The organism is Marinomonas communis, assembly GCF_004363305.1.
Lineage (GTDB): Bacteria > Pseudomonadota > Gammaproteobacteria > Pseudomonadales > Marinomonadaceae > Marinomonas > Marinomonas communis.
Genome location: NZ_SNZA01000004.1, coordinates 329,179 through 352,434, shown reverse-complemented (window position 1 = coordinate 352,434; position 23,256 = coordinate 329,179). Strand labels below are relative to the sequence as shown.

At 46.4% G+C, this 23,256-nt stretch carries 21 protein-coding genes and 2 tRNA genes; 20 read left to right on the top strand and 3 right to left on the bottom strand.

The features are described 5' to 3' along the window. Nucleotides 1-66: 66 nt before the first annotated feature. On the bottom strand, nucleotides 67-1,974 hold the full coding sequence (locus C8D85_RS13245; RefSeq protein WP_133563484.1) for an alkaline phosphatase D family protein: 1,908 nt from the start codon (nucleotides 1,972-1,974) through the stop codon (nucleotides 67-69). 199 nt (nucleotides 1,975-2,173) lie between these two features. Between C8D85_RS13245 and C8D85_RS13240 the strand changes: the two genes are divergently transcribed. The 7 genes from C8D85_RS13240 to C8D85_RS13210 all read left to right on the top strand — a co-directional run bounded on the left by C8D85_RS13240 (nucleotide 2,174) and on the right by C8D85_RS13210 (nucleotide 9,270). Continuing rightward, complete coding sequence (locus tag C8D85_RS13240) at nucleotides 2,174-2,905, top strand: hypothetical protein (protein ID WP_133563483.1); 732 nt, start codon at nucleotides 2,174-2,176, stop codon at nucleotides 2,903-2,905. 175 nt (nucleotides 2,906-3,080) lie between these two features. Next, a complete protein-coding gene (gene prfC, locus C8D85_RS13235) occupies nucleotides 3,081-4,670 on the top strand; it encodes a peptide chain release factor 3 (protein WP_133563481.1) in 1,590 nt (529 codons plus the stop codon). 89 nt (nucleotides 4,671-4,759) lie between these two features. After that, nucleotides 4,760-5,101 carry an iron-sulfur cluster insertion protein ErpA gene (erpA, locus tag C8D85_RS13230; protein ID WP_133563479.1) on the top strand — a complete coding sequence of 114 codons (342 nt, stop codon included), beginning with the start codon at nucleotides 4,760-4,762 and terminating at the stop codon, nucleotides 5,099-5,101. Nucleotides 5,102-5,243: 142 nt separating this feature from the next. Continuing rightward, nucleotides 5,244-6,341 carry a polyamine ABC transporter substrate-binding protein gene (locus C8D85_RS13225; protein ID WP_133563476.1) on the top strand — a complete coding sequence of 366 codons (1,098 nt, stop codon included), beginning with the start codon at nucleotides 5,244-5,246 and terminating at the stop codon, nucleotides 6,339-6,341. An 84-nt stretch (nucleotides 6,342-6,425) separates the two neighbouring features. Then, a complete protein-coding gene (gene potA / locus C8D85_RS13220) occupies nucleotides 6,426-7,547 on the top strand; it encodes a polyamine ABC transporter ATP-binding protein (protein WP_133563474.1) in 1,122 nt (373 codons plus the stop codon). After that, nucleotides 7,544-8,458, top strand: a complete 915-nt coding sequence (locus C8D85_RS13215; protein WP_133563472.1) for an ABC transporter permease subunit — start codon at nucleotides 7,544-7,546, stop codon at nucleotides 8,456-8,458. Before potA ends, C8D85_RS13215 begins: the two co-directional genes overlap by 4 nt. Beyond that, nucleotides 8,455-9,270: an ABC transporter permease subunit gene (locus C8D85_RS13210; protein ID WP_133563470.1), complete on the top strand. Its 816-nt coding sequence runs from the start codon at nucleotides 8,455-8,457 to the stop codon at nucleotides 9,268-9,270. The genes C8D85_RS13215 and C8D85_RS13210 overlap by 4 nt, the downstream gene beginning before the upstream one ends. Nucleotides 9,271-9,274: 4 nt before the next feature. On the opposite strand, the gene C8D85_RS13205 is transcribed toward C8D85_RS13210, so the two are convergent. Together C8D85_RS13205 and C8D85_RS13200 are read right to left on the bottom strand one after the other, a co-directional pair. After that, a complete protein-coding gene (locus tag C8D85_RS13205; RefSeq protein WP_133563468.1) occupies nucleotides 9,275-10,075 on the bottom strand; it encodes a hypothetical protein in 801 nt (266 codons plus the stop codon). Between the two features lie 135 nt (nucleotides 10,076-10,210). Further along, entirely contained in the window at nucleotides 10,211-10,513 is a 303-nt protein-coding gene (locus C8D85_RS13200; RefSeq protein ID WP_133563466.1) for a YhbY family RNA-binding protein, read from the bottom strand. Nucleotides 10,514-11,125: 612 nt separating this feature from the next. On the opposite strand from C8D85_RS13200, the gene ftsH reads away from it, so the two are divergent. The 13 genes from ftsH to rpsO all read left to right on the top strand — a co-directional run bounded on the left by ftsH (nucleotide 11,126) and on the right by rpsO (nucleotide 23,199). After that, the gene (gene ftsH, locus C8D85_RS13195; protein ID WP_244937016.1) at nucleotides 11,126-13,114 is read left to right on the top strand and encodes an ATP-dependent zinc metalloprotease FtsH; all 1,989 of its coding nucleotides are present in this window, start codon (nucleotides 11,126-11,128) and stop codon (nucleotides 13,112-13,114) included. 38 nt (nucleotides 13,115-13,152) lie between these two features. Continuing rightward, entirely contained in the window at nucleotides 13,153-13,992 is an 840-nt protein-coding gene (gene folP / locus C8D85_RS13190) for a dihydropteroate synthase (protein WP_133563464.1), read from the top strand. Then, complete coding sequence (gene glmM / locus C8D85_RS13185; RefSeq protein WP_211342198.1) at nucleotides 13,985-15,331, top strand: phosphoglucosamine mutase; 1,347 nt, start codon at nucleotides 13,985-13,987, stop codon at nucleotides 15,329-15,331. Before folP ends, glmM begins: the two co-directional genes overlap by 8 nt. 88 nt (nucleotides 15,332-15,419) lie before the next feature. Next, complete coding sequence (gene tpiA, locus C8D85_RS13180) at nucleotides 15,420-16,163, top strand: triose-phosphate isomerase (protein ID WP_133563462.1); 744 nt, start codon at nucleotides 15,420-15,422, stop codon at nucleotides 16,161-16,163. A 5-nt stretch (nucleotides 16,164-16,168) separates the two neighbouring features. Continuing rightward, nucleotides 16,169-16,525, top strand: a complete 357-nt coding sequence (secG, locus tag C8D85_RS13175) for a preprotein translocase subunit SecG (RefSeq protein WP_133563460.1) — start codon at nucleotides 16,169-16,171, stop codon at nucleotides 16,523-16,525. An 18-nt stretch (nucleotides 16,526-16,543) separates the two neighbouring features. Further along, nucleotides 16,544-16,629 (top strand) — tRNA-Leu (locus C8D85_RS13170). Nucleotides 16,630-16,676: 47 nt separating this feature from the next. Beyond that, nucleotides 16,677-16,753, top strand: a tRNA-Met gene (locus tag C8D85_RS13165). A gap of 154 nt (nucleotides 16,754-16,907) precedes the next feature. Further along, nucleotides 16,908-17,369, top strand: a complete 462-nt coding sequence (gene rimP, locus C8D85_RS13160) for a ribosome maturation factor RimP (RefSeq protein WP_133563458.1) — start codon at nucleotides 16,908-16,910, stop codon at nucleotides 17,367-17,369. A 31-nt stretch (nucleotides 17,370-17,400) separates the two neighbouring features. After that, on the top strand, nucleotides 17,401-18,891 hold the full coding sequence (gene nusA / locus C8D85_RS13155; RefSeq protein WP_133563456.1) for a transcription termination factor NusA: 1,491 nt from the start codon (nucleotides 17,401-17,403) through the stop codon (nucleotides 18,889-18,891). A gap of 25 nt (nucleotides 18,892-18,916) precedes the next feature. After that, on the top strand, nucleotides 18,917-21,496 hold the full coding sequence (gene infB / locus C8D85_RS13150) for a translation initiation factor IF-2 (RefSeq protein WP_133563454.1): 2,580 nt from the start codon (nucleotides 18,917-18,919) through the stop codon (nucleotides 21,494-21,496). 14 nt (nucleotides 21,497-21,510) lie between these two features. After that, nucleotides 21,511-21,903: a 30S ribosome-binding factor RbfA gene (rbfA, locus tag C8D85_RS13145; protein WP_133563452.1), complete on the top strand. Its 393-nt coding sequence runs from the start codon at nucleotides 21,511-21,513 to the stop codon at nucleotides 21,901-21,903. A gap of 9 nt (nucleotides 21,904-21,912) precedes the next feature. Continuing rightward, nucleotides 21,913-22,842, top strand: coding sequence for a tRNA pseudouridine(55) synthase TruB (gene truB, locus C8D85_RS13140; RefSeq protein WP_133563450.1), 930 nt, complete (start codon nucleotides 21,913-21,915; stop codon nucleotides 22,840-22,842). A gap of 87 nt (nucleotides 22,843-22,929) precedes the next feature. Beyond that, nucleotides 22,930-23,199 carry a 30S ribosomal protein S15 gene (gene rpsO, locus C8D85_RS13135; protein ID WP_067206182.1) on the top strand — a complete coding sequence of 90 codons (270 nt, stop codon included), beginning with the start codon at nucleotides 22,930-22,932 and terminating at the stop codon, nucleotides 23,197-23,199. Nucleotides 23,200-23,256: the final 57 nt, after the last annotated feature.

The following is a 23,256-nucleotide window of genomic DNA, read 5'->3' as shown; positions in this document are numbered from 1 at the left end:
TTAAGTGAAAAAGTAAAAGGAGCCAAACTTGGCTCCTTTTTTTATGCTGAAATGCTTGAGACTAAGCTAAGAGCGCTTAGTGCTGAGAAACGTAACACGCTCATTCTGTTTACAGAGTTGTGCGATTTCAGAAGGGCGACCTTGATCATCAAAGTGAACCAAACCAATACCGGAGTGATTCAGTAAGCGCTCGCCGTGATCTGCGTTATCGGGTTTGCGTGGCGATATCCGTAATGAGCGTCGTTTCGTAAATAGGTTTAAAGGGGACCAAGGCGCGTACAGCCAACGGTTGAGTCGGTCAAACCACTCCAGAAGATCGTGTGGGAATTCGTTACGCAGGCCACTACTTGTGATTTGCCAAATATTCGGACTGCTTTTATGGCCTCTTAACTTGATGTCGTAGGCAAACGAGTAGTGTACATCACCTGATAAAATCACGAAATTTGTTGGTGTTTTGGCATGGGTAAATAGGTTCATTAATGCATAAGCTGAGCCCGGGTGTGCCATCCAGTTTTCTGCATCCACCATTAAGGGTTTACCAATCCAAGTGAAGACTTTCTGAATCGCTTCGATCAACTTTACACCGAACATGGGCGCAGGAGACACCAAGATCACGGAGTCTAGGTTTTTGATGTCTTGCTGCAGATCAGTGATGGCTTCCCAATCCATAAGACCTGATGGATTGCTAAAGCTTTTTTCTGAGCGCCAACGACGTGTGCGGGTATCTAGAACAACAAGCTTTGGTTGGGTGTCCCAGTGGTAATGCCATTGGTCGTAGGCAAGTAGCTCATCAATAAATGTATCCCGCACTTGCGCTTCTTGAGTAAGTGCAGCTGTCTCGGCCTGTTTTATAAAAGCATGATCGTATTGTGCCGGATTGTTTCCCCAGCCCTGACAAAGCAAGTAACCAAATAAAGCATTGCCGATGATGCGTTTTGATAACGGGTGTCCAAAGGCGGTTTGCTCCCACTCTGCAGTGAGGTTCCAGTCATCCGTCACATCGTGATCGTCAAACATCATCGCACTAGGGATGTGCGCCAGCACACGTTGTACTTGCGGAAGCCCTTCCACGAACTCTTCTATGGCTTTACGTTCTTTGTCATAGCGGAGGCGATGCTCTTCTTTATTGATGCTGTCTGGGCGCTCAAGAGAAATATGGCGCCAAAGTGTCGGAGACCACACGAGTAGGTACATGCAAATGACTTCAGCAAAACTCATTAAATGGTTATGCGCGGTATCCGTTGTGAAAACGGGCTTTTTCTTACCTTTGAAGAACTGTTTATTGAGCTCATCGTTTTGATCGCTCTGGGGTAATAATGCTTCTCGCTGATAAAAGTAGGGTTGTTCGGAAAGTGGCTGCTCCGCATTGGGAATAGCTTCTTCCTCTATGCCTAATAGAGTAATAGCTTGTCGGATCGCATGTAACATCGGGCCTGCCACATCATCGGCGTATATCTGATCGCCTGATAGCACCATAAGGGAGGGCCACTGTTCGATTTGAGTGTTATTAAGATGATGGTCCGCTTCGACTAGGCCATCACCCGCTTTACGACTCGCATCCTGAATATGATAGCCATAGTGTGCTTTGCGACAGGAACCATGCAAAACCGAGTTAACTTTAGGGCGCCAAATGAACTCAGTCTTAGTGGACTCCGCTGCATAATTTAAGTCATGCTCAAGTATTTGGGAGATAGGCGCGCCGTCTAAATTTAGTTCGTAGGCCAGAGGTGTGTCGGCAGGTAAAGGCTTCTCAAAGTCCACCTTAATGAATTTTAAGTACAGTTTTCTTCCTAGATGGACAGTTTGTATATCAGCTTTTTGAGAGAGGGCAGCCTCGTTCTCGAAAATGGTAACGTCTATAGCGCTGTCACAACTGGTGGCGAGCCAAAGATGCAATGAGTCAGAGTCCAGCTTTCTTAATAAAGGGCCTGCAATGATAGGGGTTAAAGCCTGCGAAACGGCCTCTGTACTCATGTATTCACTCCAATGGTTAGTGTTGTGCCTTATTATCCTACCGAATGAAAACGTCAAACAGTGTATGACAACGTAAAATTAATTCATGTTTTTTGCAAAAAGCTTGGCCTGACAGCCATTGCAAGGCTTTTACGTATTCGATAGCGTTACTCATTCGGATTTGAATGTTACAAAAATAACCCAGCTTTAAGAGATTCTCATGCCAAAAAAGTCGATGTATTGGCCCCTAACGTGCCTGTTACCTTTCACTGTTGCCTCGTCGTCTCTTCTCGCTGAAAATCTAAACTCCTCCCCTCAAAATGATCGTGTTTTCGCCTCAAAAACCTACTTTCTGATGGCGGTCGATAATGAAATCGGCTTTAACATTCAAGAACAGGATGTTCCTACATTACTTGGTGTTTCAGAGATGGATAAAGAAGATACCGAGACGATTTATTTTGGCATGCGTAAAGCTATGTTGAAGTATGCAGCGCGTACTTGGGATGCGGGCATTGCAGCCTCATATGGCAAAGAAGTGGGACGGGTGATTGGTTGGCACACCATGGATATTGAGACTGATCCCGCAGTAGAGCAAGTAAGAAACAAACTGTTGCTGTTTCGTTATGCTCAACAATACCGATCATCTAACGCATTAATTGAAAAGTACCATCAGTATCTCGATCGAGACGCAGCGAAAATACAAGCCAACTCCGTTGATTTCATATCTCATTGTGAACCGCTTGAGCCCCATTCTGAGTTTGCCTTTTACCAGACATTAGGTTCGGTTTTGCCGAAAGGTAATCGCGCCTTTATGATGGCATTTCATTTTGAAACATTGGCGCCTTGTCAAAAGATGGAACTCGGCCAATGGTTGGATCAGCATGGATCATCCCTAAGTACTTCAGATTTACAGAAAGCCCTAAACGAATTTGGCAATAACTCGAGTAACTAAAATTGGCTAGCGCCGCAATATATATCAGTTTTGCGCTTGAGACTAAGATTGTCTAAATCTCTAAGATAAGCGAAAATAGCGCCCATTCCTTATGACCGATATAAATTTGGATGAGAAGCTCCTTGTTTGGGGCTTTTCTTATGTCCAAGTTTGTGACCATTTAAAAGAGTGCCCAATGGCTGACCAGCAATTTCTTGATCAAGTAGGCAAACGCCGTACGTTTGCGATTATTTCCCACCCTGACGCCGGTAAGACAACCATTACTGAAAAAGTATTGTTGTTCGGACGTGCGATTCAATCCGCGGGTACGGTGAAAGGTCGTGGCTCCAATCAGCATGCCAAGTCTGACTGGATGGATATGGAGAAAGAGCGTGGTATCTCGATCACCACGTCTGTAATGCAGTTCCCATACAACGATTGCTTGGTTAACCTGCTGGACACCCCTGGACACGAAGATTTCTCGGAAGATACTTACCGTACGTTGACGGCGGTGGACTCTTGTTTGATGGTGATCGACGCTGCGAAAGGTGTCGAGGATCGTACTCGTAAATTGATGGAAGTTACCCGTCTACGTGATACGCCCATCGTAACCTTTATGAACAAGTTGGACCGTGATATCCGTGATCCAATGGAGTTGATGGACGAAGTTGAGAACGAGCTGAACATCATGTGTGCTCCGATCACGTGGCCGATCGGTTGCGGTAAGTTGTTCAAAGGGGTTTACCATATTCATCGTGATGAAACGATCTTGTACTCAACTGGTAAAGGTCACACGATCCAAGACGTTCGCATTGTTAAAGGTCTTGATAATCCTGAGCTAGACGAAGCGGTGGGTGAAGAGCTTGCCGAGCAGTTGCGTGAAGAGCTTGAGCTGGTATTGGGTGCATCCAATGAGTTTGATCAAGAGTTGTTCCTAGAAGGTGAATTGACGCCCGTTTACTTTGGTACAGCCTTAGGTAACTTTGGTGTTGACCATATGCTGGATGGCCTGACTCAGTGGGCGCCAGCACCTCTGCCACGCCAAACCAACGAGCGTGAAGTGGCTGCAACGGAAGAGAAGTTCTCAGGTTTCGTATTTAAGATTCAAGCCAACATGGACCCGAAACACCGTGACCGTATTGCATTTATGCGTGTGGTGTCTGGTACTTACAGCCAAGGCATGAAAATGAATCACGTGCGTATTGGCAAGCAGATCAGCATTTCAGATGCAGTGACGTTTATGGCGGGTGACCGTTCCCGTGCAGAAGAAGCCTTTGCCGGTGACATCATTGGTTTGCACAACCACGGTACTATCCAGATCGGTGATACGTTTACACAAGGTGAGAGCTTGAAGTTCGCAGGTATCCCGAACTTTGCCCCTGAATTGTTCCGTCGTATTCGTCTAAAAGATCCATTAAAGCAGAAGCAGCTTTTAAAAGGTCTGGTTCAGTTGTCAGAAGAAGGTGCAGTACAGGTTTTCCGCCCACTGCATAATAACGATCTGATTGTTGGTGCTGTTGGTGTTCTTCAGTTTGACGTTGTCGTAGCTCGCTTGAAAGCTGAATACAACGTGGAAGCGATCTACGAAAGTGTCAACGTTGCCACGGCGCGTTGGGTGGAAGCGGAAGAAGGCAAGAAATTTGAAGAGTTCAAGCGTAAGAACGAAGCAAACTTGGCCCTAGACGGTGGTGATAACCTAACTTACATTGCACCAACAATGGTGAACTTGAACCTAGCGAAAGAACGTTACCCAGAAGTTGAGTTCCGCGCGACACGTGAACACTGATCAATACTTGACTGATTTACTCGGTTAAGAGGATAATTCTGGTCATGTTCCAATCGTCTATGACGATTTAATGATTGGTGGAGTAAGTAATGGTGGAATCAGCGGATCCGATTTCCATGACGCAATCGGCAGCAGCCAAGTTGCAGTCATTGATTGAGGAAGAAGAAAACGAACGCTTAATGTTGCGTGTCTATGTGACAGGCGGCGGTTGTTCGGGCTTCCAGTATGGATTCACATTTGATGAAGAACACCAAGAAGATGACACTGAAGTCATTCGTGATGGTGTTAAATTAGTGGTGGATCCATTGAGCTTCCAATATTTGGTTGGCTCGGAAGTGGATTATCAAGAAAACTTAGAAGGCGCGCGCTTTACTGTGACCAACCCTAATGCCACATCAACCTGTGGTTGTGGGGCGAGTTTTAGTATTTAAGGGCGGCCTAAACGCGACAGATTATTTCTGTTCAAGACCCTCGCTTCGCAGCGGGGGTTTTTTTATGGCATCATCTTTATCTCATCAATGCGGATGCGTATGATAGCCCGCTTTTTAAATGATTCAGACTAGGGGACATTCTATGAAATTGAAGTCTTGCGTGTCGGCTTTGGCCGTAGCGGCCACCTCCGTGGTGTCGCTTTCTGCTCAGGCAGAAGAGGTAGTGCATTTTTATAACTGGTCAGACTACATTGACGAAGAAACCTTACCTAGTTTTGAAAAAGAAACGGGGACTTCTGTTGTATACGATGTATTCGACAGTAATGAGGTGTTGGAGGCGAAATTGCTTTCAGGACAGTCTGGTTTTGATTTAGTGGTGCCAACGAACGACTTCCTTGGTAAGCAAATCAAAGCAGGTGCTTTTATGCCCCTAGATCGTGCGGCTTTACCAAATTGGTCTAATCTAGATCCGCATATGATGAAGTTGCTAGAAGATGTGGACCCTGGCAACCAATACGCGGTGCCTTACATGTGGGGTACCACGGGGATCGGTATTAACGTTGAAAAAGTTGAGCAGGCGCTTGGCGATGATGCACCGCTTAACAGCTGGTCTTTGGTGTTTGAAAAAGAATACCTAGAAAAACTGCAATCTTGTGGCGTAGTGGCGTTGGATGCGCCGACAGAGGTGCTAAGCTCAGCATTGAATTACCTAGGGCTTGATCCAAACAGCACAGATAAAGGCGATTTGGAAAAAGCGACAGATCTGATGTTGTCGGTTCGTCCTTATTACCGTTATTTCCACAGCTCTAAATACATCAATGACTTGGCAAACGGTGATATCTGTGTCGTTATTGGTTGGTCTGGTGATATTGCTCAGGCGGCAGCTCGTGCAGAAGAAGCGGATAACGGTGTCTCTGTGCAGTACATCATTCCAAAAGAAGGCGCTTTGATGTGGTTCGATATGCTTGCGATTCCACGTGATGCTAAGAACCCAGAAGGTGCCATGGCCTTGATGAACTTCTTAATGCGCCCTGACATCACCGCGAACATTACCAATTACGTTTGGTATGCGAACGCGAACCCTGAATCTATGACGATGGTTGACCCAGAGATTGCGGGTGACGAAAGTATTTTCCCACCGCAAGAAGTGATGCAGAAACTTTGGCTACCAAAGGTTTTGGATCAGCGTACTACACGCACTGTAACACGTGCTTGGAACCGAATTAAAACCGGTCAATAATGGGAAAGGCCAGTGCGTATCTACTGTACTGGCTGCTCTTTCAATGCAAACATTTGCTAGGCATGCATGCCTTGAGGGTACTTAATGATTGAGCCGAGTCTTTCGCGCGACAGTGCTGATGGCCATTTTCTTCAGATAAAAAGTATTGTTAAAACCTATGATGACGTCGTCGCTGTGAACGATGTCTCATTGGATATTGCTAAAGGCGATATTTTTGCCTTGCTCGGAGCTTCAGGTTCAGGTAAATCCACTCTATTGCGAATGCTCGCGGGCTTTGAAACCCCGAACTCAGGGCAAATCATCCTCGATGGTGAGGACATCGTCTCGCTGGCACCTTACCGCCGACCTATTAATATGATGTTCCAATCCTATGCTTTATTTCCGCATATGACGGTGGAGCAGAATATTGCTTACGGCTTGAAACAAGACCGTATGCCGAAAAATCTAATCGCTGACAAAGTGGTGCAAATGCTGCGCTTGGTGCACATGGAAAAATACGCCAAACGCAAACCTGAGCAACTGTCGGGTGGCCAGCGCCAGCGAGTCGCTTTGGCCCGCAGTTTGGCAAAGTCACCTAAGCTTTTGTTACTCGATGAACCGATGGGGGCATTGGACAAAAAGCTACGTAACCGCATGCAATTAGAAGTGGTTGATATCCTTGAAAGTGTTGGCGTGACTTGTGTGATGGTGACCCATGACCAAGAAGAAGCAATGACCATGGCCAATCGCATTGCCATCATGGAAGAAGGTCGTATCGTGCAAGCGGGTACCCCTCGTGATATTTACGAAGCACCAAACAGTCTCCAAGCGGCGGAATTTATCGGCAGCATGAACCTGTTTCATGGCACGATCACGGTAGATGCTCAGGACCATGCAGTCATTCAAACGACAGAGGTGGCAACGCCGATGTACGTTTCTTACGGTGTCACAACGGCGATTGAAGATAAGCAAGTAGTGTTTGCTGTGCGCCCTGAAAAAACCATGATTTCTCGAGAGCAGCCTGATAGCCAGTACAATTGGTGTCACGGCGTCGTGCATGACATTGCCTACTTGGGCGGGCACTCGGTTTACCATATCCGTTTAGACAACGGTAAAATCGTATATTCGTTTATGATCAACTCAGATCGTTTTGCGGATCTGCCCACTTGGGAAGAATCTGTTTACGTGCATTGGTCTGCGGACAGTGGTCTGGTATTGCGCCCATGAAGAAATTGTTCGCTCGTTTATCTCTGCATGCTGACGCTGGAAAGAAATGGGTGATTGCAGTCCCAACGCTGTGGTTGGGTTTGTTCTTTGCTTTGCCGTTTCTGATCGTCTTGAAAATAGCCTTTGCTGAAGCCGATATTGCGATTCCGCCCTATACCGCTTTGTTGTCTATGGCGGATCAAGCGTTTGATTTGCATGTCTACTTTGGCAACTTCGTATTCCTTACGGAAGATAGCCTGTACCTTACGGCCTACTTAAACAGCCTTAAAATGGCGGCTTTGTCGACATTGCTGTGTTTGCTGGTGGGTTATCCTATGGCATATTACATCGCCAGAGCAAAATCGAGCACGCAGTCTATTTTATTGCTGTTGATACTGTTGCCTTCTTGGACTTCTTTTCTGATTAGAATCTACGCTTGGATCGGCATCTTAAAAAGCAACGGTGTGTTGAATAACGTGCTGCTGTGGTTGGGGGTCATTGATCAGCCGCTGGCGATTCTGAATACGAACATTGCGGTCTACATCGGTATTGTTTATGCCTACTTGCCTTTTATGGTGCTGCCTCTTTATGCCAATCTGGTGAAACATGACTACAGCTTGATTGAGGCGTCTCAAGACTTAGGTGCACGCCGTTTAAAATCGTTTTGGAATATTACCTTCCCACTTTCTCGAAATGGCATCGTGGCTGGTAGCATGTTGGTGTTTATTCCGGTGGTGGGGGAATATGTTATTCCTGAGTTGCTGGGCGGCACGAACTCGATCGTCATTGGTAAAGTCATGTGGCAGGAGTTTTTCAATAACCGGGATTGGCCTTTAGCCTCTTCGTTGGCTTTGATTATGCTTCTGATTCTAATGATTCCGATTCATTTGTTTAGAAAGCATCAAGAGAAAGAGTGGGAGGACAGCAAATGAAAATGTCGTTTCGCTTTTCTGGGGTTATGTTCTGGCTTGGTATGGCGTTCTTGTATCTGCCAATGCTGAGCTTGATCGTCTACTCCTTTAATGAGTCGCGCCTCGTAACGGTTTGGGCTGGTTGGTCAACGAAATGGTATGGCGAACTGTTTCGCGATGAGGGACTCATGATGGCGGTATGGCGCAGTCTTGAGGTAGCCTTTTGGAGTGCGAACACGGCAGTATTGCTCGGTGTCATGGCATCGGTAGCGTTAACGCGTTTTGGTCGCTTTCGCGGTCGTTCACTGCTACACAGTTTAGTGGCTGCACCGCTGGTTATGCCGGATGTCATCATTGGCTTATCGTTGTTGCTGCTATTTGTCTCTATGACGGATGTGATTGGTTGGCCCCAGCAGCGTGGTCTGCTTACCATTTGGATTGCCCATGCGACGTTTTGTACAGCGTATGCAACGGTCGTGATTAGCTCACGTTTGAAAGAGTTGGATCGTTCCTATCTGGAGGCCGCAATGGATCTGGGGGCGACACCGCTAAAGGCGTTTATTCAGGTGACTTTGCCAATCATTATGCCTGCCTTGGTATCAGCGTGGTTGTTGTCTTTTACGTTGTCTTTGGATGACGTAGTGATTGCAAGCTTTGTCTCTGGCCCTGGCTCCACGACATTGCCGATTGAAGTATTCAGTTCGGTACGATTAGGGGTGTCCCCTAAAATCAATGCCCTGGCGACGATCATTATCTTGATCGTGTCTCTGTTCACTTTGTCTGTTTGGTGGTTATCTCGACGCAAGTTAAAACGTGATAACCAAGCGCTTTAGTCATTTAAGCGTTTAGATCTAACGAGCCTGAGGTGTTAACGTGTTCCTCGGGCTCATCTTCTCTAGCACTGTAAGTCTCGTAATTTCCTATGTAAATGTAGCCTAGTTGTTGGTCGCTGATCAGCAATGGAAGTGAATCCTGTTGTCTCTCAAACCAAATCTGTAAGCCGTTGTACTGGATTGTTTGAGCTTTGGCGGAGGTATGAAGCGATGTCAACGGCTCACTTTCGCCGTCCTGATCAATTTCGAACAGCCAGTGTTGTGGTAGTGAATCCAGTTCATTGGAAGTGTAGGGGGTTGTTAGGCTCTGCATTGGATTGAGAGTGAATAATGCCTGCCGCAATGGCGCTGATAAGTGATGAGGGATAAAAGTTAATAAACAGGGTTTATCTGTGCCGTCACTGCCCAGCAAATGCAGTTCAATACGCTTAAATTGCTTCTCATGTTTTAAATCTTTGGCGCTGTCAGCATAACTCGGAGTGTTGTCATTCTGGCTGAGTGGTGGTGTTTGTAGTGTTAGTTGCCAAGAGCTATCCCTTGGTGCGAACTGGCTTAACGCCTCGACATGAACGTGTTGGTGTTCAAGTTGTTGTAAAACAGCTTCTAGCATATTGGCAATGATGCTGTCTGTTGGGGTTAAAGCGGTTGCATATTCATAGGATAGGTTGATTTGCTGCACATGTGATGCGGCTTCGCTCAAGGTAAGGCTATCCTGAGAAGCTTTGCTCCGCCTGCGACGGAAATGGGTTTGCTCTTCACGCTCAGGTAGCTGTGTTAGCTTGTTAATCGTGTCGATAAAAATCATAGCGTCGTCTCTTTCCTACTTAGAAACAGTTATCGACGTATAAGTTCAATAGTTTAGTGTTGCGTTGCTATACAGGAGGGGGAGGGGGGGGAGTATTAAGGCCAGTGTGGAGGGCTGACCTTAATGATTTCGTTCTTAGCGAAGCAGGTTAGAAAGCTTCGGATTTGGCTCAATTGCTGCGCGGTGGAAAAGTGCCACTTTACCGATGGTTTGAACAATCTGTGCTTTCAATACTTTGCTTGTTTCTTCGATCAGTTCGTAACGTGCTTCACGATCTGTAACGCTGTAGCGAACTTTGATTAGTTCGTGGTCTTCTAGGGCGCGATCGATCTCAGTTAGCACTGATTCAGTTAAGCCGTTACCAGCAACCGTCACAACAGGGTTAAGCGTGTGACCGATATTTCGGTATTGCTTTTTTTGTACGTTTGTCAAACTCATAATTAAAATTTCTCATCTTGGTTGATCCTCGCTATTGGAGGCTTCAGCGGTTAAGCGATATTATAGCGGAATATCGGTGCAATTAGGTATGATGAAAGCGCGTATGAATGTATGGAAATGCGATTTTAAATGTGGAACATTTCAGATAGACCTTTGTCCAAAGGTCCGCTGAGCGAATTCTACAGTGATCGGATGTATCCGTTAAGACGTAGCTTTTGATATATTAATGAAATTCGTCTGCGCTAGAACTGAAAAGCCGCATAGATAACGAAAAACTACTTTGACTGAATGGAAACCTGGTGTCAGATCTTGTAATTTCAGATGAGGCCCCAATAGTAAGTGTGTAAGTGTCTTTTTGATGCGGCTATGCCGTCTCTTTGCTTGACATAGTTAAGACGGTATTACGCCCAGAATGATTTCCTGCTAAGGTTCCATGTAAAAGAATCATTAGTAGGGGCTTGAAGCGATACAGAGCCATTCGGTTCTGATGTCACCCGTAAACTTTACGCTTTGATGTATTGGCGTTAAAGCAACTACTAGGACGACAAATTAAAGGTTATATCGCCTGTGTTATGTCAACATCTGGCCTTCTAACCGTTAAGAGGTGTGCTCTTGAACGATATGCTTAAAAATATTTTATTGTGGTTGGTGATCGCTGCCGTGTTACTGACAGTGTTTAACAACTTTAATACCTCTGCGGATACTAATCGAATCTCTTACTCTGAATTTGTACAAGAGGTTCATGATGGACGTATCGCAAAAGTGGTAGTGGATGGCTACACCATCAGTGGTTCTCGTACCAGTGGTGATACTTTTGAGACCGTGCGTCCTGCAGCAGCCGATCCTAAGATTATGGACGATTTGCTGAGCAATAATGTTGTCGTTGAAGGCCGTATGCCAGAGCAACAAAGCATCTGGACTCAATTACTGGTAGCAAGCTTCCCGATATTGCTGATTCTGGCGATTTTTATTTTCTTCATGCGTCAGATGCAAGGCGGTGGCGGTGGTAAAGGTGGTCCAATGTCTTTCGGTAAGTCGAAGGCTCGCTTACTGCCTGAAGACCAGATTAAAACAACATTCGCTGATGTGGCGGGTTGTGATGAAGCCAAAGAAGACGTTGAAGAGCTAGTAGACTTCCTACGTGAACCGGGTAAGTTCCAGCGCTTGGGCGGTAAAATTCCGCGTGGTATCTTGATGTGTGGACCTCCAGGTACAGGTAAAACATTACTTGCTAAAGCCATCGCTGGTGAGGCTAAAGTGCCATTTTTCACGATTTCTGGTTCTGACTTCGTAGAAATGTTTGTCGGTGTCGGTGCTTCTCGTGTGCGTGACATGTTCGAGCAGGCGAAAAAGCATGCACCATGCATCATCTTTATTGATGAGATCGATGCGGTAGGTCGTAACCGTGGCTCTGGTATGGGCGGTGGTAACGACGAGCGTGAGCAAACGCTAAACCAGTTGTTGGTAGAGATGGATGGCTTCGAAGGTAATGAAGGTATTATCGTAATTGCCGCAACGAACCGTCCGGATGTGTTGGACCCAGCGTTGTTGCGTCCAGGCCGTTTTGACCGCCAGGTGACCGTGGGCTTGCCGGATATTCGCGGTCGTGAGCAGATTCTAAAAGTTCACCTGCGCAAAGTGCCAGTGGCTGACGATGTTGAGCCAAAGAACATTGCTCGTGGTACGCCTGGATTCTCGGGTGCAGACCTTGCCAACCTTGTAAACGAAGCGGCGTTGTTTGCTGCCCGTTCAAACCGTCGTCTAGTTAACATGGAGTTGCTTGAGCTTGCCAAGGATAAAATCCTGATGGGTGCAGAGCGCAAGTCCATGGTGATGAAGGAAGAAGAGAAACGTAACACGGCTTATCATGAAGCAGGTCACGCTATTGTAGGCTACCTAATGCCAGAGCATGATCCTGTTTACAAGGTGACCATTATTCCGCGTGGTCGTGCCTTGGGTGTGACGATGTACCTACCTGAAGAAGACAAGTACAGCTTAAGCAAGCGTGGCCTTGAATCACAGGTGTGTAGTTTATATGGTGGCCGTATTGCCGAAGAGCTAATCCATGGCTTTGATGGTGTTTCAACTGGTGCATCAAATGATATTGAGCGTGCATCAAGTATTGCTCGTAACATGGTCACCAAATGGGGGCTTTCTGAGGAGCTTGGTGCTTTCGCTTATGAAGAGGAAGAACAAGGCGGTTACTTAGGTGGTGGTACTGGTGCTAAAGCAAACTACTTCTCGCCAGAAACAGGTAAGAAGATCGATGCTGAAGTACGTGACATCATTGATCGTTGCTACAAAAAGGCAACGGATATCTTGATTGAAAACCGTTCTAAACTAGACATGATGGCTGAAGCTTTGATGGTTTATGAAACAATCGATGCTAAGCAAATCAAAGAAATCATGGATGGTAAAAAACCAAGCCCACCGGCTGGTTGGTCTGATCCATCTGCGGGTGGAAGCAGCTCAAACCCTGAGGCTGAAGAAGTGGCACAAACTTCTGATGAACAAGCTTCTGGTTCAAATGACACCATGACGGATTCTTCTGATTCTTCAGACGAAACTCCAATTCCTCAAAAACCAACTGGCGAAGCGTAAGCTTCGTCAGTGTTGTTTTTCAGCTAAGTGATACATTCATGTCAGTAATGGTTTTTGGCGATAAGTCTTTGGACTTATCGCTTCCTCGCGTTATGGGGATTTTAAACGTAACCCCAGACTCCTTCTCCGATGGTGGCAAGCACAACAGCTTTGATGCCGCAATGCGTCAGGTTGAGTCCATGATTGCAGACGGCGCTGACTTTATCGATGTGGGCGGGGAGTCGACACGCCCAGGTGCGGCGGTAGTGGGCGAGCAAGAAGAGTTAGATCGAGTGCTACCGGTAGTGGAAGCAATTAAGCAGCGCTTTGATACCATTGTGTCTGTTGATACCAGTACGCCTTCTGTCATCACGGGATCTGCAAGTCTGGGTGCTGGCTTTATCAATGATGTTAGAGCTCTAGAACGGGATGGCGCGCTTGCAGCCGCTGCGGCGACTGGGCTGCCTGTTTGCTTAATGCATATGCGCGGAACACCGCAAACAATGCAAGAATCACCAGCTTATGAAGATTTGGTGCTGGATGTCGAGCGATACTTAATTGAACGCATCGAAGCTTGTGTCGCCAATGGTATTCAGAAAGAGCAAATTATTTTGGATCCTGGTATCGGTTTTGGTAAAACTCTCGTCCATAATACGACCTTACTGAAGCACACGGAGCGTTTATTGGCGTTAGGTCATGAAGTGCTGATTGGTGTGTCGCGTAAAACTATGATTGGTGACATTTTAGGGGTGCCTGTTTCTGAGCGTTTGTTTGGCACCATGGGAGCAAATGCTTCTACCTATCAAAAGGGCGCTCGAATCTTCCGTGTCCACGATGTGAAACCTCATGTGGATATGTTGAAGGTCATGCATCAAATTGAAGAGAGTAATAATGCGTAAATATTTTGGGACTGATGGTATTCGCGGGGCAGTTGGTGAAGGCCCTATTACTCCTGAGTTCATGCTCAAATTGGGCTGGGCGGCAGGCCAAGTATTCAAAGAACACGATAAAAAAATCCTGATTGGTAAGGATACTCGTATTTCGGGTTACATGTTTGAGTCTGCTCTAGAGTCGGGCATTGTGGCTGCTGGAGCTGATGTTCGCTTGGTTGGGCCGATGCCTACGCCTGCTATCGCTTATTTGACGCGTACGTTTCGGGCGAGTGCTGGTATTGTGATCAGTGCTTCACACAACCCATATACTGACAATGGTATTAAATTTTTCTCGGCTCAAGGTGGTAAGTTATCTGATGAGCTAGAAGAGAAAATTGAATACTACTTAGATCAGCCGATGCAAGTTGTAGAGTCTAGTCTGATTGGGCGAGCGCGACGCATTGATGACGCCGCTGGACGTTATATCGAGTACTGTAAAGGGACATTTCCAATTGGAATGCAGTTAACAGGACTTAAGATTGTTGTGGACTGTGCAGATGGTGCAACCTACCACGTGGCACCTCGTGTTTTTTCTGAGTTAGGTGCTGAAGTTGTTGAGGTGGGGGTTAACCCTGATGGGCTTAATATCAATGAATTTAGTGGTGCGACCAAGCCTGAGTTGCTGCGCAAGAATGTCTTAGCTGAAGAAGCGGATATTGGTATTGCTCTAGACGGTGACGGCGATCGTCTAATCCTAGTTGACCGTTTTGGCAAAGTTTGTGATGGTGATGATGTCCTATACATCATTGCTAATCACCTAATGGATACGGGCCGTTTCAATGGTGGTGTTGTCGGCACGCTCATGAGTAACTTTGGTTTGGAGTTGGCATTTTCAGAAAATGGTATCGGCTTTAGTCGAGCCAAAGTGGGCGACCGCTACGTTAATGAAAAGCTTATTCAGCATGGCTGGGTGTTAGGTGGTGAGCCATCAGGACACATTGTATGTCGAGATATCACGACAACGGGAGATGGCATTATTGCTGCTCTACAAGTTTTGCGTGCCATGGTTGAAGAAGGTAAAGGCTTGCATGAGCTGCTCAAAGGCTTAATCAAGTTCCCGCAAAAGCTTAAAAATGTCCGTGTCGCAGCTCGCTTTGCTCCAGCAGAGGAGCCTGCTTTGCAAAAAGCGATTGCCATGGCAAATGAGAAGTTAAATGGCCTTGGTCGAGTTCTGCTGAGGGCATCAGGTACAGAGCCATTAATTCGTGTGATGGTGGAAGGTCGTGATCAAGAAATGGTCGATGAGTTAGTTGATTATTTGGCCGCTGAAGTGGAACGAGTTGCAAAAGAAAAGAATGGCAATTAGCTGATTCTTAAATTAAAAACAGGAAATAGCGCTTGATCTAGTATGGACAATTCCCTAGAATAAGCGCCTCTAAATCAGGGGTATCGTTATGACACGTCGTAAGATCGTCGCAGGTAACTGGAAAATGAATGGCTCATCTGAGTCGGTTGTTGAACTGGTTAAAGGCTTAAAGTCTAACGATGCCGTTGATGTGGTGATTGCTCCAACATTTGTGTATTTGCCTGTTGTCTCAGATGCCCTAAAAGGTTCAGAGATAAAGCTGGCAGCGCAAACAGTTTCGGAGTTCGCTTCAGGTGCTTACACAGGCGAAGTAAGTCTAGCTATGCTAAAAGACTTTTCTGTTTCGCATGTGATTTTGGGGCATTCTGAGCGACGTTCTCTATTCCTAGAGACGGATGCGCAAGTGGCTAAGAAAGTTTTGGCAACGCTTGAAGTAGGACTAACACCTATTTTATGTGTTGGTGAAACGCTGGAACAGCGTGAAGCTGGCACTACACTTGATGTCTGTAACGCTCAAGTGGACGCTGTACTTGAATTGGTCGGCGTAGAGATGTTCGATAAAGTTGTTATTGCGTACGAGCCTGTTTGGGCAATTGGTACGGGTAAATCGGCAACATCAGAACAGGCTCAAGAAGTGCATAAAGGTATTCGAGATAACATTGCTGAGAAATCCTTAGAGATTGCACAAAAGGTTGCAATTCTATATGGCGGCAGTGTTAAAGCATCAAATAGTGCTGAGTTGTTTGCTCAGCCTGATATAGACGGTGCCCTAGTTGGTGGTGCGTCTTTAGATGCTAAAGAATTTAATTCGATTATAGAGTCTGCGAAGTAAATAAAATGGAAGCTTTAGTTTTAGTTGTTCATGTATTAGCGGCTGTTGCTATCATCGGGTTGGTGTTGATACAGCAGGGTAAAGGTGCTGATGCTGGCGCTTCCTTTGGTGGCGGTGCATCGCAAACAGTGTTTGGTAGTCAAGGTGGCGGTAGCTTCTTTGGTAAGTTGACTGCAGTGTTTGCATTAGTATTCTTTATAACTAGTTTTGGTTTGGCGTTTTTTGCAAGCGAGCAAGCTAAAACGGTTAGCGGTGGTTTGGAATACGTTCCAAATGCATCACAAGTTGAAGAAACTGTGGATATGCCTGAGATTGATGCAGGTGAGTCTTCAGCTAATCAGGATATTCCTTCTGTAGATTAACTCTACATCTAGAAATTTGCCGATGTGGTGGAATTGGTAGACACGCCATCTTGAGGGGGTGGTGGCCTACGGCTGTGCCGGTTCGAGTCCGGCCATCGGCACCATTCTTGAGTGCGGCGCATTATTGTAGTAGAATATGTCGCATTGTTGACGCGGGATGGAGCAGTCTGGTAGCTCGTCGGGCTCATAACCCGAAGGTCGTCGGTTCAAATCCGGCTCCCGCAACCAACCTAATCTTATTCAGTTTTTATGGGTGAGATTGAGGTCTGAAAAGATCTTAGAGTTTGGATGGCCCCTATATGGGGTTTTTTGCTATCTGAACTCCAGTTAAATGGGCCTAGTGCCCGTTTTTTGTTTCTACGCTTTTTATCGGAGAAGTCATTTGTCTACTAAGTTTGCACAACTAGAAGAGCTTATCAGGCCTGTAGTAGAGGGTTTGGGCTTTGAATTCTGGGGGCTTGAATATCTTTCTCTTGGCAAGGACTCTGTTCTACGTGTGTTTATCGAAACAGACGCCGAGAAAGGTATTGATGTAGAAGATTGCGCAGCCGTGAGCCGCCAAGTCAGTGCGATCATGGATGTTGAAGATCCTATTTCTGGTGAATATAACCTTGAGGTGTCATCTCCTGGTTTAGATCGCCCACTATTTGAACTCAGCCAGTACCAGCGCTTTATGGGATCGGTTGTGTCATTACGCTTGCGTGTGCCGTTCGACGGGCGCCGCAAATTTAAAGGTCAGCTCACCGGCATTGAAGGTGATGAAGTGGTGCTGCTCGTAGATAACGAAGAGTACTTGCTGCCAATCGAGTTGATTGAAAAAGCAAACATTGTTCCTCAGTTTTAATTTATTCAACCTTTGAAGAGAGGCTAAAAGGATGAGCAAAGAGATTCTTTTGGTAGTAGAAGCGGTATCAAACGAAAAAGATGTGCCAAAACAGGTGATCTTTGAAGCCGTAGAAACTGCATTAGCAAGCGCTGCAAAACGTCGTTTTGAAGGCGAAGCAAAAGTACGTGTATCCATTGATCAGCGTACAGGTGATTACAAGACATTCCGTCAGTGGGATATCGTTGCTGATGAAGACTACTCTGCACCAGACTCTGAATTAACAACAGATGATATGGAAGAGATGGGACTTGCACTAGGTGCAGGTGAAATCTTCGAGGAAGAGATCGAATCAGAAGAGTTTGGTCGTATCGCTGCGCAAACTGCGAAGCAAGTAATCGTACAAAAAGTACGTGAAGCTGAACGTGCAAAAATGGTTGCAATGTACAGCGACAAAGTTGGCAAGCTAGTTCACGGCCAAGTTAAGAAAGTGACTCGTGACAGCCTGATCATCGACCTAGGTGAAAATGCTGAAGCATCTTTACCAAAAGACGCCCTTATCAACCGTGAAACATTCCGTCTAAATGATCGTATTCGCGCGTTGCTACAGGAAATTCGTGAAGACAACCGTGGTTCACAGTTGGTGCTTTCACGTACTTCTCCGGAGTTCATGGTGGAATTGTTCCGTCTTGAAGTGCCTGAAATCGCTGAAGAAGTGATCGAAATTCGTGGCGCAGCCCGTGATCCTGGTCTACGCGCGAAAATCGCTGTGAAGACAAGCGACCGTCGTATTGACCCGATCGGTGCTTGTGTTGGTATGCGTGGTGCACGTGTACAAGCTGTTTCTAACGAAATGAATGGTGAGCGTGTTGATATCGTGCTTTGGGATGATAACCCAGCGCAACTTGTTATCAATGCTATGGCACCTGCTGAAGTTGACTCAATCGTGATTGACGAAGATTCTCATGCTATGGACGTAGCTGTGAAGAGCGACAACTTAGCTCAAGCGATTGGTCGTAATGGTCAGAACGTTCGCCTAGCATCAGCTTTAACTGGCTGGACTTTGAACGTAATGACTGCTGAAGATGCTCAAGCGAAGCAACAGGAAGAGTCTCAGAAACTGATTGACTTGTTTGTTTCTGCATTGGACATCGATGACGATCTAGCGATTCAGCTAGTAGAAGAAGGCTTTGCAACAATTGAAGAAGTTGCATATGTGCCGATGGAAGAAATGTTAGATATCGACGGATTTGATGAAGATTTAGTAAACGAACTACGCACACGAGCTAAAGAAGCGTTGTTGAACCAAGCACTGCAAGCGGAAGAGCAGTTAGAGAGTGCTCAACCTGCACAAGACTTGCTAGAGATGGAAGGCATGGATAATCACCTAGCGCTGGTTCTAGCGTCGAAAGGCGTTGTAACAATGGAAGACTTAGCAGAGCAATCAGTTGATGAGTTACTTGAGATTGATGGCATGGACGAAGAACGTGCTGCAGCATTAATTTTGACGGCGCGTGCACCATGGTTTGCTGAATCTGAATAAAATCTGAGTAAAAAGGGGGAACTTAATGACAGTTCAAACCGTTAAGATATTATCTGAACTGGTTAACACACCAGTCGAGAAACTATTAGCTCAGATGAAAGATGCTGGTCTACCACATAGCAGTGCGGACCAAGAAGTATCTGATGTTGAGAAGCAAATACTGTTAAACTACCTAAAGCGCCAACATGGTGAATCGACGGAAGGAGAGGGCGAGCAACGCATTACCCTTCAACGTCGTACTAAAAGTACGCTATCTAGCGGCGCAGGCAGCAAGACAGTCAATGTTGCGGTAAAGAAAAAACGCACATACGTGAAACGTACGGATGCTGATGATGAGCTTAAACGCCAGCAAGAAATGCTAGCAGAGCAGCGCGCAGCAGAAGAACAGGCACGTATTGAGGCTGAGAAAGCTCGCGAAGAGGCGGCAAAACTTGAAGCCGAACAGGCAGCGAAAGCGAAAGCTGAAGCTGAAGAAAAAGCTCGCAAAGAAGCAGAGCGCTTGAAGCAAGAGCGTGAAGCAGCGGAACGAGCGGCACAGCAAACGGAGCCAAACGACTCCGATATGGGAGCGGATAAACTCGTGGATAATTCGAAAGAGACCAAAACCAATCGTAAGGTTTCTCCAGCAGCTGGTGAAGGCAAGTCAAACAGCCCTGCACCAAAAGGCAAAAAAGCTGCGCCTAAGCACAACGATCGTAAAGATGATAATAAGCCACGTGGTCGCGCTGATCAGAAGCGTGGTGGTCGTATTTCAATGAATGACGATGATGAGTTTTCTCGTCGCGGCGGTAAGCGCAAGCTTAAGAAGCCTTCTAAACAAGAGCACGGCTTCCAGAAGCCAACGGCTCCAATCATTCACGAAGTAGCACTACCTGAGAGCATCACGGTTGCAGAATTGGCTGAGAAAATGGCCATCAAAGCAGCAGAAGTGATCAAGGTAATGTTCAAAATGGGCGCAATGGCGACCATTAACCAAACGATCGATCGTGATACAGCCACTCTAGTGGTTGAAGAAATGGGTCACAAAGTTAAGTACATCGATGAAAACGCCCTAGAGAACGACATGATCGACTCTATCGATTACGAAGGTGAAGCGATCAAGCGTGCACCAGTTGTAACGGTAATGGGTCACGTTGACCATGGTAAAACATCGTTACTTGACTACATTCGTACAACTCGCGTTGCAGCGGGCGAATCTGGTGGTATCACGCAGCACATCGGTGCTTACCACGTAGAAACTGACCACGGTATGGTAAGTTTCCTTGATACACCTGGACACGCTGCGTTTACATCGATGCGTGCTCGTGGTGCACAAGCGACGGATATCGTAATCCTAGTGTGTGCGGCAGACGACGGTGTAATGCCACAAACTATTGAAGCGATCCAGCACTCTCGTGCAGCGGGCGTTCCAATGGTTGTTGCTATGACTAAGATCGATAAAGAAGCTGCTGATGTGGACCGCGTTAAGAACGAATTGGTTGCACAAGAAGTGGTTCCTGAAGAGTGGGGCGGTGACGTTCAATTCGTTGGTGTATCAGCGAAATCTGGCCAAGGTATCGACGAGCTTCTAGAAGCCGTTCTACTGCAAGCAGAAGTACTTGAGCTTACAGCTGTACCAAGTGCACCAGGTAAAGGTGTGGTTGTTGAGTCTCGTCTAGATCGTGGTCGTGGTTCAGTAGCAACTGTTCTTGTACAGAACGGTACACTGAAGAAAGGTGACATCGTGCTAGCTGGCCTACAAATGGGTCGTGTGCGTGCGTTACTTGATGAAAACGGTAAGACAGTCAACGAAGCTGGCCCATCTATCCCGGTTGAGATCCTAGGTCTTGACGGTACGCCTGATGCGGGTGAAGAGTTCATCGTAGTAGCCGACGAGCGTAAAGCTCGTGAAGTAGCTAACTTCCGTCAAGGTAAATACCGTGAAGTACGCTTTGCTCGTCAGCACTCTGCTAAGCTTGAGAACCTATTCTCTAGCATGGGCCAAGACGAAGTTGGCACACTAAACATCGTACTAAAAGCCGACGTTCGTGGTTCTTTGGAAGCTTTGATCAAGTCTTTGACTGAACTGAGCACCGACGAAGTAAAAGTAAACGTAGTATCAAGCGGTGTTGGTGGTATCACTGAAACTGACGCGACGCTAGCGCTTGCTTCTAACGCAGTAATCTTCGGTTTCAACGTTCGTGCAGACAGTTCAGCGAAACAGTTTATCGAGCGTGAAAACGTAGACCTTCGTTACTACAGCGTTATCTACAACATCATCGACGATGTGAAACAAGCCCTATCAGGCATGTTGACACCAGACCTTCGTGAAGAAATCGTAGGTACGGCTGAAGTACGTGACGTATTCCGTTCACCTAAGTTCGGTCTGGTTGCAGGTTGTATGGTGGTTGAAGGTACGGTTTACCGTAACGAGAAGATCCGTGTCCTACGTGACAACGTGGTTATCTTCGAAGGTGAACTAGAGTCTCTACGTCGTTTCAAAGACGCTGTGAACGAAGTCCGTCAAGGTATGGAATGTGGTATCGGCGTTAAGAACTACAACGACGTGAAAGAAGGCGATAAGATCGAGGTCTTCAAGACTATCGAAGTCGCTCGTACACTTTAATATAGGGCAGCAAGATGGCAGGCGAATTTAGTCGTACTAGTCGTATTGGTGATCAGCTCCAAAAGGAGCTGGCCTCCCTTATTCAATTTGAAGTGAAAGATCCACGCCTAGGCATGGTAACGATCAACGAAGTCCGAGTCGCAAAAGACTTGGGCTACGCGGATATCTACTACACCGTATTAGGCTTGGATGACAATGCAGAGCGCTTGGCGGAAAACCAAGCGGCTTTGGACAGCGCGAAAAACTTCTTACGTCATCGTCTGGCGAAAGAAGTTAAGCTTCGTGTGATGCCGCACCTGCGCTTCCATTACGACGCAAGCGTTGTAAACGGTGCACGGATGTCTGCATTGATTGAAGAAGCTGTTCAGAAAGATCAGCGTAAGAACCAAGATTCAGAAGAAGAGTAAGCGCTTACCATGGGTAAAACGCAATGGCGCGCCATTGATGGCGTTGTGCTACTAAACAAACCTCTGGGTCTTAGCTCTAACCAAGCGTTACAAAAAGTTCGCCGTGTGTTCCGTGCTGCCAAAGCCGGACACACGGGGGCACTTGACCCACTTGCCACTGGCATGCTTCCACTGTGCTTAGGCGAAGCCACAAAATTCTCGCAATTCCTTCTCGACGCCGACAAGCGTTACATCACTTGTATTGAGCTGGGTATTCGTACCACCACAGGTGATAAAGAAGGTGACATTCTGACTAACGAAACCGTACCGCAGCTTTCTGATGATGAATTAGAGACGCTACTGAACCGTTTCCGTGGTGAGATTGAGCAAGTTCCACCGATGTACTCTGCGTTGAAGCATGAAGGTAAACCTTTGTATGAATACGCACGCCAAGGCATCACCATTGAGCGTAAACGCCGCAAAGTGGTTATCTCAAACTTGCAGGTGCTAGAGCGCAGTGAAAACACCTTAACTTTGGACATTAGCTGCTCCAAGGGGACTTATATTCGCACCATTGGTGAGGATATCGGTGAAGCGATGGGCTGCGGTGCGCACCTTAAGACTCTGCATCGAGTGTCGACAGCGGGCTATGATCCAGCGGATATGTTGACCATTGAAGAGTTTGAAGCCTTAGCTGAGCAAGGTGAGGGTATTCTTGACCAACAACTGATGGGCTCTGATACAGCTGTGCTGCATTTGCCTGAAGTTGTCATGTCAGTGCAAGAATCCAAAGATATAGTATTTGGTAGATTACTAAACGACACACGTGGTTTTGATGAAGGTCAATTACTGCGTCTATACGTGGATGGCACACGTGCTTTCATGGGCTTAGGCGAAGTGAAAAAAGGCAAAATTAAGCCGCATCGATTGGTAAATACGAGTGAGTTAGCCAAAAAATAGTGCTAGAATACTCAGCCTTAGGATGACTGAAAATATGCTCGGCCACCCTGAATTTTTAATTGCATATTATTATCGGAGATACAGATTATGGCATTGTCTGCAGAACAAAAAGCAGCATTGGTTGCAGAGTTTCAAACTAAAGAAGGCGACACTGGTTCACCAGAAGTTCAAGTTGCATTGCTAACTAAGAACATCGAAGGTCTACAAGGTCACTTCAAAGCAAACAAAGGCGACCACCATTCTCGTCGCGGTCTAATCCGCATGGTAAACCAGCGCCGTAAGCTGCTGGACTACCTAAAGCGTAAAGACGCAGCACGTTACACTAGCTTGATCAAAAAGCTAGGTCTACGTCGCTAAGACAGAGAAAGGGCCATAGAGATATGGCCCTTTTTTCTTAAAGGCCTCCCAAGGGAC

What these genes read in the sequence shown, in the direction of transcription:
- secG (WP_133563460.1), top strand. Translation starts at nt 16,169, where the DNA reads ATGGAAGCTTTAGTTTTAGTTGTTCATGTATTAGCGGCTGTTGCTATC.
- C8D85_RS13245 (WP_133563484.1), bottom strand. Translation starts at nt 1,974, where the DNA reads ATGAGTACAGAGGCCGTTTCGCAGGCTTTAACCCCTATCATTGCAGGC.
- rbfA (WP_133563452.1), top strand. Translation starts at nt 21,511, where the DNA reads ATGGCAGGCGAATTTAGTCGTACTAGTCGTATTGGTGATCAGCTCCAA.
- potA (WP_133563474.1), top strand. Translation starts at nt 6,426, where the DNA reads ATGATTGAGCCGAGTCTTTCGCGCGACAGTGCTGATGGCCATTTTCTT.
- C8D85_RS13240 (WP_133563483.1), top strand. Translation starts at nt 2,174, where the DNA reads ATGCCAAAAAAGTCGATGTATTGGCCCCTAACGTGCCTGTTACCTTTC.
- C8D85_RS13225 (WP_133563476.1), top strand. Translation starts at nt 5,244, where the DNA reads ATGAAATTGAAGTCTTGCGTGTCGGCTTTGGCCGTAGCGGCCACCTCC.
- nusA (WP_133563456.1), top strand. Translation starts at nt 17,401, where the DNA reads ATGAGCAAAGAGATTCTTTTGGTAGTAGAAGCGGTATCAAACGAAAAA.
- folP (WP_133563464.1), top strand. Translation starts at nt 13,153, where the DNA reads ATGTCAGTAATGGTTTTTGGCGATAAGTCTTTGGACTTATCGCTTCCT.
- tpiA (WP_133563462.1), top strand. Translation starts at nt 15,420, where the DNA reads ATGACACGTCGTAAGATCGTCGCAGGTAACTGGAAAATGAATGGCTCA.
- infB (WP_133563454.1), top strand. Translation starts at nt 18,917, where the DNA reads ATGACAGTTCAAACCGTTAAGATATTATCTGAACTGGTTAACACACCA.
- C8D85_RS13215 (WP_133563472.1), top strand. Translation starts at nt 7,544, where the DNA reads ATGAAGAAATTGTTCGCTCGTTTATCTCTGCATGCTGACGCTGGAAAG.
- rpsO (WP_067206182.1), top strand. Translation starts at nt 22,930, where the DNA reads ATGGCATTGTCTGCAGAACAAAAAGCAGCATTGGTTGCAGAGTTTCAA.
- truB (WP_133563450.1), top strand. Translation starts at nt 21,913, where the DNA reads ATGGGTAAAACGCAATGGCGCGCCATTGATGGCGTTGTGCTACTAAAC.
- erpA (WP_133563479.1), top strand. Translation starts at nt 4,760, where the DNA reads ATGGTGGAATCAGCGGATCCGATTTCCATGACGCAATCGGCAGCAGCC.
- prfC (WP_133563481.1), top strand. Translation starts at nt 3,081, where the DNA reads ATGGCTGACCAGCAATTTCTTGATCAAGTAGGCAAACGCCGTACGTTT.
- C8D85_RS13200 (WP_133563466.1), bottom strand. Translation starts at nt 10,513, where the DNA reads ATGAGTTTGACAAACGTACAAAAAAAGCAATACCGAAATATCGGTCAC.
- C8D85_RS13210 (WP_133563470.1), top strand. Translation starts at nt 8,455, where the DNA reads ATGAAAATGTCGTTTCGCTTTTCTGGGGTTATGTTCTGGCTTGGTATG.
- C8D85_RS13205 (WP_133563468.1), bottom strand. Translation starts at nt 10,075, where the DNA reads ATGATTTTTATCGACACGATTAACAAGCTAACACAGCTACCTGAGCGT.
- glmM (WP_211342198.1), top strand. Translation starts at nt 13,985, where the DNA reads ATGCGTAAATATTTTGGGACTGATGGTATTCGCGGGGCAGTTGGTGAA.